1 protein-coding gene is annotated in these 649 nt (G+C 32.5%); it reads right to left on the bottom strand.

Translation table 11 applies throughout. The annotated features are described in order from the left end of the window. Positions 1-105 precede the first annotated feature (105 nt). On the bottom strand, positions 106-649 hold a 544-nt coding region (locus BZARG_RS08225), incomplete at its 5' end, for a DUF6933 domain-containing protein (RefSeq protein ID WP_040288260.1).

Genomic DNA, 649 nt, shown 5'->3' with positions numbered 1-649 from the left:
GTGCGAGGATTTTCCGCAGGAAAATCAGAAGCTAGCAAACAAAGCAACTAACATTGGTTAAGCTAAAAATAGTAATTTTTTATATACAGTGTTGTACACCGTTTTTTATTCCGTTAATAATTTTTTCATTTCTTTTATCGAATCTGTATAATCGGACATTTTTCTTCCATTTCCGATGTGAATTGGACTCGTATTCATTCGGTTTGTTAAATCTTTTATTGGCATATTTTCCAAACTTCCAAAATCATATTTCCACCAATCCAATTGTTCAAGGCGTTGATTTTGAAATCCTGTTGTGCTACGGTCATTATTTGTCGGCAGAAAATCCAGTCCGCCAATAATTGAATTCAGATTTTCAAAGTCAATTATTATTCCGTCATAATTCAGTTGTCCGAAAAGAGCATCTTTAAAGATCTGCTCAATCTTGCTCAATTCCGATGATTTTATATCAGTCAGAATTACGTTGTATTTAGTCAGTCCGTTTGTGATTAACCAACATTTTTTTCTGTCAACATAAAATACTGTTGCATTCCATTTTCCAAGAATTCCGCAATCAGTTTTGTTGTCAGTTGTGATTAGTTTTTTGACTAACTTTTCTAACTTTTTAGTTGTATGTATTCTCGTTTTTCTCAAATGGTGTACAACGTTT

This window comes from Bizionia argentinensis JUB59 (assembly GCF_000224335.1).
GTDB lineage: Bacteria > Bacteroidota > Bacteroidia > Flavobacteriales > Flavobacteriaceae > Algorimicrobium > Algorimicrobium argentinense.
Note: the sequence above shows the minus strand (reverse complement) of the source record. Positions and strands in the feature narration are given on the sequence as shown.